Here is a 9916-nt window from a genome sequence, read left to right on the forward strand (position 1 = left end):
CGCTTTCCGGTAAGGGAGCAGGGCAGGCTGGGTTTTAATCGCAGGGAACGCCTGAGGGTCAGGGTGTGCCGTGAAGCATGGACGCAAGCAGGTCGTTCACCTGTGTTGCTTTTTCCATCTGTGGCATGTGGCCTGTCTGGGGCAGGCGGGTCACGGTTATGGAGGCGGGTAGCCCCTGAGTCGCTTCGGGCGAGAGGATTTTATCAGCCTCGCCCCAGATCACCTGCACCGGACCACCGAACGTGCTCAGCACATCGCGCAGGCTGTCTTTCTGCTGCCCGTTCGGGAAGCAGGCTGCCGCAATGGTTTCAAGACCCTGTTTGGCACCATCAAGGCGTTTGAAACGGATAATCCCTTCCACCATGTTGCGGGTGATGAGCGAGGGATCATTGACCAGCAGAGCCAGCACGGGTTCGAGCGTTTTGCGCCGGTCAGCGGTAATGAAGCCTTCAATAAACTCCATGTTGATGTCCGGCCCCAGCCCGGCAGGGGCAATCAGGCCCAGCGAGGCTACCTTGTCGGGGTGAGCGCGGGCCAGCTCCAGCGCAATGGCGCCACCCAGGGAGTGGCCCACCACATGGGCGCGTTCGATGCCCAATGTTTCCAGCAGCCGGGCGGTTATGGCAGCCAGTGCCGCCGGTGTGCCGTCGCTCACCTGTTTGGTGGAGCCGCCATGCCCCGGCAGGTCGAAGGCGACAACCCGCTGCTGTGCCGCCAGTACATCTTGATTAAGCAGCCAGTTTGTCAGGTCGCCGCCAAAACCATGGATCAGCAGCACGGGCATTCCGTCGCCTTGTCCCATGTCCTGTACCTGCAGGCTCAGCCCATCGACATCAATCAGGGTGGGGCGGGCCTGCTGGGTGCTGGCATCGTCCTGTCCATCCGATGCGCTGAACGTGCTCTGGAACTGCTCGATAAAAGCGTCGATCTCGGCATCACTGGTGCTGCCTTCGGCCAGCACGCCAATGAGCGCGCCCACGGGAAGGGTTTCTCCTTCCGAGGCCACCTGCCTGCGCAGCACGCCCGAAGCCGGGCTTTCATAGCCGTTGGTGATCTTGCTGGTTTCGATATCCGCAATTTCCTGCCCGGCTGAAACCGTGCTGCCGGGTGTGACAGACCATCCGGCCAGTTTGCCTTCTGTCATGGCCAGACCGAATTTGGGCATGGTGATGGGGGTAATGACAGTCATGATCAGGCCTCCTGCCGGGCTTTGTACCCCATGACGGAGCGGACAGCGGCTTCGATCCGTCCGACATCGGGCAGGTAGAGTTTTTCAAGAACAGTTGCGAAAGGCACGGGCGTATGTGGCGGCGTGACACGGCGGATCGGCGCCTTGAGGGCATCGAACGCCTCTTCCGCCACTAGGGCCGCGACATCGGTGGCCATGTTGCAGCGCGGGCTCGATTCATCCACGATAACAAGCCTGCCGGTATCAGCTACGCAGTCCAGAATAGTCGCACTATCCAGTGGCGATGTGGTGCGCGGGTCTATGACCGTGCAGGAAATGCCATCCTTTGCCAGCCGGTCTGCTGCCTCATTGGCAAAACCCACCATACGGCCAAAGGCCACAAGAGTGACATCATCACCCTCGCGCGTCAGGTTCGCCTCGCCAAAGGGGATGGTGTAGGTCTCGTCCGGCACTTCCTCCTCATCATCATACATCACCTTGTTTTCAAGGAAGATGACCGGATCATCATCGCGGATGGCTTCGATCAGCAGGCCCTTGGCTTCGTAGGGGGAGGACGGCACAACCACCTTAAGCCCCGGAATATGGGTAAAAATGGGATACAGCGCCTGACTGTGCTGGGCAGCAGCATTGAAACCCGCCCCATACATGGCCCGGATAACCAGCGGAGTGCGTGCCTTGCCGCCAAACATGTAGCGGAATTTGGCGGCCTGATTCATGATCTGGTCCAGACAGCAGCCGACAAAATCGACAAACATCAGTTCCGCCACCGGGCGCAGGCCCGTAGCCGCCGCCCCTGCTGCCGCCCCGATATAGGAGGCCTCGGTAATGGGGGTATCTAGCACGCGCTCTGGGCCGAACTCGGTATAAAGCCCTTTGGTGACACCCAGCACGCCGCCCCATGCGTCTGTCACGCCTGATGTGCCGCCCTGTCCGCCTGCCACGTCCTCGCCCATCAGGATGACGCGCGGGTCACGCCGCATTTCCTGCCGCAGGGCTTCATTGATCGCCTGCCGAAAGCTTTTTTTTGACATTGGAGTCTTCCTGTTTTCCTGAAATCTGTTTTATCCGGCGGGATCAGTACGAAACGTACACATCGCGCATCAGGTCTTCCTGTTCGGGCAGGGGGGCTGCCTTGGCGGCCTGCACGGCGGCATCGACCCGGCTACGTACAGTACTGTCGATATCATCGAGGCTTGCGCCATCCAGCAGACCTGCCCCCGTGGTGCGTGTGCGAAAGCTGCTGAGGCAGTCATGGTTCATGCGTTGCTGGGCGACTTCATCACTGGCGCGGTAGGACATGGCGTCCCCTTCGAAATGGCCGTACCAGCGTGCCAGATGCACATGCAGCATCACCGGCCCCTTGCCCGAGCGCGCATGGGCGATGGCTTCTCCTGCCGTTTCGTAAACAGCAAAGAAATCCGTGCCGTCACACTCAAAATAGGGCATGCCAAATCCGGCGGCCCGGTCTTTCTGGGTGCCCGCACAGGCATAGGAAGCCCCTGTGGCCTCGCCGTAGCCATTATCCTCGCATACAAAAACTGCAGGGAGTTTCCACACACTGGCCAGATTCAGGCTCTCGAGCGTGGTGCCTTCGTTGGAGGCGCCATCGCCATAGAATGCTACGGCAACGCCATCGGTCTTCAATAGCTTGTGTGAGAGTGCGGCCCCACAGATCAGCGGTGGCCCGCCGCCTACGATACCGTTGGCCCCCAGCATGCCCCGCGCCAGATCGGCAATATGCATGGAGCCACCCTTGCCCCGGCATACGCCCGTGCTGCGGCCGTAGATTTCGGCCATCATGCCTTCAACTTCCACGCCCTTGGCAATGCAATGGCCATGGCCGCGATGCGTGCTGGCAATGGTGTCGCTTTCTCCCAGATGCGCGCACACCCCCACGGCCGAGGCTTCCTCGCCGCAATAAAGGTGGACAAAGCCGGGAATTTCTCCCGTGGCGAATTCGGTATGCAGCCGTTCCTCGAATTCGCGGATTGTCCGCATCGAACGATAGGAGTGCAAAAGAATATCCCGTGCGATCTGCATGGTGTTGTCTCCGGCCTGCCATCTTGCGATGGACCAAGAAAAATGCTGGCGGAGCAGTGTGGATTTTTGAAAAATGCCTGTATTGCGCCGCCGTGTCCGTAAAGGGAACATCTTGCCCGGCAGGCGGTAAAGCCGTGCCGGGTCGGACGTAACAGGGATGTGACGCGACGCGGGCTTATTTGTCGCTGTTATGACACATATAAGGAATGAGGATGATATAACAGCGTGGACAAGGCAGGAGAGGGGGCGAGTATGACCCGTGTTACCGTGTCTGATAGTCAACTGGCGGTGTTATCCGCCCGGCTGCGACCCTCGTGGCTGCGCTGTGCCAATGACTATAACCTGCCCGCCAGCGCCATTTCTCTCGATACTCTGCTCTGTGCCGCGGAACTGCGGCAGGCGCGGGCACGCATGGGGGTGACCATGCGAATCTGCGACCCGGAACTGGATCGCCTGCAGGCGATTGTGTCCACACTGGATTATAATGTGCTGCTGGCCGACCCGCAGGGCATTGTGGTGGCGCACAGGGGAGACGCCCCGCAGGAAAAAGGCTGCCGTCGCTGGCATTTGTGGTCGGGTGCGAACTGGAACGAGGCCCGTGTGGGCACCAACGGCATAGGTACCTGTCTGGTGGAGCAGGTGCCTGTAACCGTGCACCGCGAGCAGCACTGGAGTATGGACCTGCGTTATCTGAGCTGTTCCGCCGTGCCGTTTTACGGGCCGGATGGGCAGCTGGCCGGTGCGTTGGATGCCAGCTCAACCCGCCCGGACCCCTCGGAGCGTATCAGCACCATGATGGAAGCCGTGCTGATTGATGCGGCCCGCCGTTTGGAGCGGAGGAGTTTTCTGGAGGCTTTCCGCGCCCATACCGTTATCCTGATGGGCGAGGGGGCTGGTATTTCCCTTCCCATGGTGGCGCTGGATGAGTCGCGCACCATTGTGGGGGCCACGTTTGCCGCGCGCCGTCTGCCGGGGCTGGGTGATCTGGAAAACCACTGCGTACGGTTTGATCTGGGCTCTCAGGCAGCGCTGGCTTCGGGGTTTGAGGAAGCCGAACGGGGCGTTGTGCAGGGGGCGCTGGCGATGTGTCAGGGGCGGGTAACGGCTGCGGCCACTCTGCTGGGTATCAGCCGCTCCACCCTGCACCGCAAAATCAAGGCCATGGGCGGGCGCAGCAATCTGGCCCGCATGACAGCCCGCTCGGCCCTGCAGGCGCAGGAGCGGCGCGTTTCGGCGGTGCAGCCGTAAAGTATCAGGCCTTGCAGAGTTCTGGCGTGGAAAGTGGCAGCGGAAAGAGGTGGTCATACGCCAGATTGAAGAGAAACGCGTAAACCAGATAAAACCCGGCCAGTGAGAGTGTGAGCGGCAGTGAGGCTAGAATGGACAGGCCGCAATACGCCGCAATGGCAGGCAGAAGAATGACCTGCAACCCGGCTTCGAACCCGATGGTATGCACTACGCGCGTCAAAGTCGTTTTATGGGTGGTTGCCCGCCAGCGTAGCATGATGTGGTCGAACAGCAGGTTGTAGAAGAAATTCCATGTTGTAGCGGTTATGGCGCTGCCAATGCCGATCACACCCATGGCGCTTTCATGCAGGCCGAACAGAGTGCTGCCGCAGGGAATGACAATGGACAGGGCTACCAGTTCAAACAGCAGCACATGCCGCAGGCGATCCGCGCCGGTGCGCAGGCCGTGGCTGGTTTCTTCAGCAGGAATTGGGGCGGAGGGTGCTTGTTTCATGGAGGTGTTGACGCCGTTTCGTGTTGACATGGGCGCAACCTATCTTTTTCTCTGGGTTTACAAAGATAGAAACCATCTGGAAAACAGATAGATGAATGTCTCGCTCGAACAGTTGGAAGCCTTTGTCGCAACAGTGGAGAGCGGCTCCTTTTCTGCCGCGGCTCGCTCTTTGGGACGAGCGCAGTCCGCTATCAGCACGCATGTGGCCAATCTGGAAATTGATCTGGGTGTGACGCTGTTTACGCGCAGCGGACGTGTGCCGCAGCTGACAACGGAAGGAGAGCGGCTGTTGCGCGAGGCCCGCGTGGTGCTTGAACGGCGAGAGCACCTGATAGGCGTTGCCCGCTCCATGGGGGATGGGGTGGAAAACCGGCTGGTTGTCGCCTTGGACGAACTCTATCCAGAATATGTTCTGGGGCCGATTTTTTCAGAATTTTCCAAGGTTTTTCCGCATGTCGAGGTCGAACTTCTTTTCCCTCTGATGGAAGATGTCGGGCATCTGGTGCTCGAAGGCACGGCCCAGCTTGGTGTGATGTGGCAGCAAAGCCGTATGCCGGCAGATCTGTCGTTCAGGACAATCGGGCGCACGGAATTGCTGCTGGTGTGCGGGCGGGATCACCCTCTGGCGCAGGGCGGGCCGGTTTCATGGGAGGATCTGAAGCGCTATCGCCAGATTTTGGTGGCATCGCGTGGGCAGGAGCGCGAACGCCAGCATTTGCGGGTTGCGGGTGAGGTCTGGTGGGTGGAGAGCTACTGGGTCATTCTTGAAATGGTCAAACATGGCGTGGGCTGGGCTTTTGTGTCCGACCATGTTCTGGCCTCTTCCACCACCGCGCCGGATATTGTCACGCCGGAACTGGCGTTTGATGCCGGAGGGCGGCAGGTGCCCATGGCGGTGGTGTGGCACCGTAAGCGCCAGAGCGGCATGGCCATGGACTGGCTGAAAAACCGCCTGTGCGATAGGCTGATTCTGGAAAGATCGCCTCCTGTGCGGGTATTGGACGCGGAGCTTAAAAAATGACACTCAGTGTCAAAATTCACATGGATGTGATGAGCAGGGTGATTGTCTGCCCAGTCATGACTGTATAACACCGTATACGAACAACAGGCCTAAATTAGTCCTGTTTCCTGTCAGATTATGGAGCCTGTCCGTGTCCGTAACTCAAGAACCTCCCTTTAAAGCCCGTTATGAAAATTACATCGGTGGTGAATGGCGCGCGCCTGTAAAAGGGACGTACATGAAAAACACCACCCCGATCGACGGGCGTGTGCTGTGCGAAGTGCCCCAGTCCACGGCTGAAGATATTGAGCTGGCACTGGATGCCGCGCACAAGGCCTTCAAAAGCTGGGCGCATACCTCCGTTGCTGAACGCGCGGCCATTCTGCTCAAGGCTGCCGACCGGATGGAAGCCAACCTCGACCTGCTGGCCCGCGCCGAGACGTGGGATAACGGCAAGCCCGTGCGCGAAACGCTGGCGGCCGATATTCCGCTGGCCATTGACCATTTCCGTTATTTTGCTGGCTGCATCCGCGCGCAGGAAGGCACGCTCAGCGAAATTACGGATACCACCATCGCCTATCATTTCCACGAGCCGCTTGGCGTTGTGGGGCAGATCATTCCGTGGAACTTCCCGCTGCTGATGGGCTCATGGAAGCTCGCACCCGCTCTGGCGGCTGGCAACTGCGTGGTGATGAAACCTGCTGAAACCACGCCTGCCAGCATTCTGGTGCTGATGGAATTGATCGGCGATCTGTTCCCGCCGGGCACGCTTAACATTGTTAACGGTCTGGGCCGTGATGTCGGGGCCGCTCTGTCCACCAGCCCGCGCCTTGCCAAGATCGCCTTTACCGGCTCCACCCCCACCGGCAAGATGATTGCTCATGCTGCCGCCGAAAACCTGATCCCGGCCACGCTGGAACTGGGTGGCAAGTCTCCCAACATCTTCTTTGCCGACATCATGGACCAGGATGACGATTATCTGGACAAGGCGATTGAAGGCTTCACGATGTTTGCCCTCAACCAGGGCCAGATCTGTTCCTGCCCCAGTCGCGCACTTGTGCATGAATCCATCTATGACCGGTTTATCGAGCGTGTTCTGCCGCGTGTGAAGGCGATCAAACAGGGTAACCCGCTTGATCCTGAAACCATGATGGGGGCTCAGAACTCCGTCATGCAGCAGGAGAAAATTCTCGAATATATCGCTATCGGCAAGGAAGAAGGCGCGGAACTGCTGGCAGGTGGTGGCAAGCCTGATCTGGCGGGCAGCCTGAATAACGGGTACTTCGTGCAGCCGACGGTGTTCCGTGGCCATAACAAGATGCGTATCTTCCAGGAAGAAATCTTCGGGCCGGTTCTGGCAGTCACGACGTTCAAGACCGAGGAAGAAGCGCTGGCTATTGCCAACGACACGCCGTTTGGTCTGGGTTCTGGCGTGTGGTCGCGCAATGCCAATATCTGCTACCGCATGGGGCGTGGGCTTGAGGCCGGGCGCGTGTGGGTCAACTGCTATCACGTCTACCCGGCTCATGCTGCCTTTGGCGGTTACAAGAAGTCTGGTATTGGTCGTGAGACACATAAAATGGTGCTCGAGCACTACCAGCAGACCAAGAACATGCTGGTCAGCTACAGCGAAAAGAAGCTCGGCTTTTTCTGAGCTGAACATGGTGGGCGGGGAAGAGCGCGCCCCGCCCACCATGACTTTGACTCTGCCCCTTGAACGGAATTTGTAACAGGCTATGGCGACAAAATCAGAAATCCTCATCGTTGGCGGCGGTGTCGCGGGGCTGGCATTGGCAACCCGGTTGGGAGAAACGCTCGGTAAACGCGGCGAGGCCCGTATTACCCTGATCGACAAGAGTTTCTCCCATGTCTGGAAACCCATGCTGCACTGTTTTGCGGCTGGCACGGTCCAGAACGAGAATAACCGTATCAGCTTCATGTCGCAGGCCAGCCGGCATTATTTCGATTTCTGGCCGGGTGAGGTGATCGCGGTGGATCGCGAGAACCGCAAGGCCGTGCTTGGCCCGGTGCAGTCCACGGACGGTACGGTGGTGCTGGAAGAACGCACGGTGGAATACGATGCGCTGGTGCTGGCCATAGGTAGCTGCGCGAATGATTTTGGCACGCCGGGTGTGGCGGAGCATTGCCTGTTCATCGACAATCTGGTTGAGGCAAACGGCTTTAACGAGAAATTCCGCCTTGAACTGCTCAAGGCGTTTGCCGCCAACAAGGAACTGGATATCGCTATTGTCGGCGGCGGTGCGACCGGCACCCAGCTTGCGGCGGAACTGCACAAGGCGCTCGACCTCGTGCGCTTGTACTCATTCGAGGGGAATCCCCCGCGACTCAAAATCACCCTGCTGGAAGCGGGCGCGCGCATTCTGCCAGCCTTCCCTGAACAGGTATCGGAAGCCGCACGCAAGCAGCTTGAGCATATTAAGGTGGAAGTGCGCACAGGCGCGCAGGTTTCCGGGGCAGATGCGGGCGGCTTCATGCTCAAGGATGGCAGTTATGTGCCCGCAACGCTGCGCGTATGGGCCGCAGGCGTAAAGGCTCCCACTGTCACAACCCGTTTCGGGGGGCTTAGCCTCAACCGTTCTGGTCAGGTGATTGTGCAGCCGAACCTGCGGTCGGTGGATGACGAGCGGATTTTCGCCATGGGTGACTGCTCGTTTATCAGCGATGAACCTTTGCCCCCCACGGCGCAGGTCGCCCGGCAGCAGGCTCATCATCTCGCCCGCCATCTGCCTGCGCTGATTCGCAATGGCACGGAGGTGCCGCACTGCGTCTTCCGCAACAAGGGCGCTATTGTCGCGCTGGGGGATTATAACGGTTGGGGCACCTTGCCCGGCGGCACTGTTTTCGGCGGTGGCATGTTCAAGGGCCTGTCCGCGCGGCTTGGGCATCTTATGCTGTATCGTCAGCATCAGGTGGAGCTGTACGGATTATACCGTGGACTTCTGTCCTGCCTGGCAGACTGGATCGATGCGCTGGTTAAACCCTCAATCCGTCTGGATTGAGGGCACCCGCTACGCGTTTTCCAGAATGCGTGCCTGCAAGGCCATGACCTTGCGCATGATCGGCACGAGAGACGGACGGCCTTTAAGCCGTATCCATTCATCAATTGCGGTACGAAAAGCGGCAATGCCTGAGCGTGCCGCCACACGGGCCGCCAGCATGCAGTCAGGTTGGTGGGTCAGGTGGTGCGAAAGTGCCTCGGCCAGACTGTCTTCCCACTGTGCGTATTTACGCAGGCTGACAGGCAGCAGTGCCGGTGTGCGTTCAATCAGATAGACAAACGCATAGGCTTCAGGCTGGGTGCGCGCCATATGCGGCACCACAGCTTCCAGTGCCGAACAGAGCATGGCCTGTGGGCTGGTTCCGGGTAGGCACCCCGCCACATGCGCGCGCAGGACATCGGTCATCTGCTGTGCCCAGGCCGTGACGATATCCGCCTTGGTCGGAAAATAACGAAATAACGTGCGGCGCGAGACCCCGGCCACCTGAGCGATTTCGTCGGTGGTAGTTTCTTCAAAGCCCTTGGCCGCCAGCAGGGCCATGGCTGCACTAATCAGTGCGTTATGCGTTTCCTGCCGCCGGGTCTCCCGCCGTGACAGAGGAATATCCTTCTCTGGTGCTTCCACAGGGGGAGGCGCTGTGTGGGGCTGAGGGGAAGAAGGGGGGAAGGGCAACGGTCTCGCGCTCCGGGTTCACTATAGAATGCGGACAGTATGCAAAGGCTTCTGCCTTACCCGTCCGGATGGCTGCATCAGATGCAGGGAACAGGCGGCAAGCCTGCTCCAGTGCCTGATTATGTACCTGATCCCTCGCTAGATGGGAAACCCGGCCCGATTCCGCCATTGGTCGGGGGCGGGAGAATCGGTTTGCACGGGTCTATGTGATTGAAGTGGTTTAATTTTTCGGAGTTTTCTGGGGTATTTTGTGT

The 9916-nt window shown here is 59.3% G+C and carries 9 protein-coding genes; 4 read left to right on the plus strand and 5 right to left on the minus strand.

Annotated features, from left to right (window positions below; all coding sequences use genetic code 11):
* Positions 1–58 precede the first annotated feature (58 nt).
* From ABF757_RS09805 to ABF757_RS09815, 3 genes are read right to left on the minus strand one after another with little or no spacing between them, the layout of a single operon-like run.
* Positions 59–1192: an acetoin dehydrogenase dihydrolipoyllysine-residue acetyltransferase subunit gene (locus ABF757_RS09805; protein WP_415482052.1), complete on the minus strand. Its 1134-nt coding sequence runs from the start codon at positions 1190–1192 to the stop codon at positions 59–61.
* Positions 1192–2220 carry an alpha-ketoacid dehydrogenase subunit beta gene (locus ABF757_RS09810; RefSeq protein WP_415482037.1) on the minus strand — a complete coding sequence of 343 codons (1029 nt, stop codon included), beginning with the start codon at positions 2218–2220 and terminating at the stop codon, positions 1192–1194. Before ABF757_RS09810 ends, ABF757_RS09805 begins: the two co-directional genes overlap by 1 nt.
* A gap of 43 nt (positions 2221–2263) precedes the next feature.
* Positions 2264–3229, minus strand: a complete 966-nt coding sequence (locus ABF757_RS09815; RefSeq protein WP_415482038.1) for a thiamine pyrophosphate-dependent dehydrogenase E1 component subunit alpha — start codon at positions 3227–3229, stop codon at positions 2264–2266.
* A gap of 252 nt (positions 3230–3481) precedes the next feature.
* Between ABF757_RS09815 and ABF757_RS09820 the strand changes: the two genes are divergently transcribed.
* Positions 3482–4477, plus strand: a complete 996-nt coding sequence (locus tag ABF757_RS09820; protein ID WP_415482040.1) for a helix-turn-helix domain-containing protein — start codon at positions 3482–3484, stop codon at positions 4475–4477.
* A 4-nt stretch (positions 4478–4481) separates the two neighbouring features.
* Here ABF757_RS09820 and ABF757_RS09825 read toward each other — a convergent pair whose 3' ends face one another.
* Positions 4482–4970, minus strand: coding sequence for a PACE efflux transporter (locus tag ABF757_RS09825; RefSeq protein WP_415482042.1), 489 nt, complete (start codon positions 4968–4970; stop codon positions 4482–4484).
* Between the two features lie 91 nt (positions 4971–5061).
* Between ABF757_RS09825 and ABF757_RS09830 the strand changes: the two genes are divergently transcribed.
* The 3 genes from ABF757_RS09830 to ABF757_RS09840 all read left to right on the plus strand — a co-directional run bounded on the left by ABF757_RS09830 (position 5062) and on the right by ABF757_RS09840 (position 8990).
* Positions 5062–5991: a LysR family transcriptional regulator gene (locus ABF757_RS09830; RefSeq protein ID WP_415482044.1), complete on the plus strand. Its 930-nt coding sequence runs from the start codon at positions 5062–5064 to the stop codon at positions 5989–5991.
* Positions 5992–6121: 130 nt separating this feature from the next.
* Complete coding sequence (gene exaC / locus ABF757_RS09835; RefSeq protein ID WP_415482046.1) at positions 6122–7624, plus strand: acetaldehyde dehydrogenase ExaC; 1503 nt, start codon at positions 6122–6124, stop codon at positions 7622–7624.
* An 82-nt stretch (positions 7625–7706) separates the two neighbouring features.
* Positions 7707–8990 carry an NAD(P)/FAD-dependent oxidoreductase gene (locus tag ABF757_RS09840; RefSeq protein ID WP_415482048.1) on the plus strand — a complete coding sequence of 428 codons (1284 nt, stop codon included), beginning with the start codon at positions 7707–7709 and terminating at the stop codon, positions 8988–8990.
* A 9-nt stretch (positions 8991–8999) separates the two neighbouring features.
* On the opposite strand, the gene ABF757_RS09845 is transcribed toward ABF757_RS09840, so the two are convergent.
* Positions 9000–9614 (minus strand): TetR family transcriptional regulator, encoded by a 615-nt coding sequence (locus tag ABF757_RS09845; RefSeq protein ID WP_415482050.1) that lies wholly within the window; start codon positions 9612–9614, stop codon positions 9000–9002.
* Positions 9615–9916 lie beyond the last annotated feature (302 nt).

Source organism: Acetobacter papayae (genome assembly GCF_047721125.1).
Classification (GTDB): Bacteria; Pseudomonadota; Alphaproteobacteria; order Acetobacterales; family Acetobacteraceae; genus Acetobacter; species Acetobacter papayae.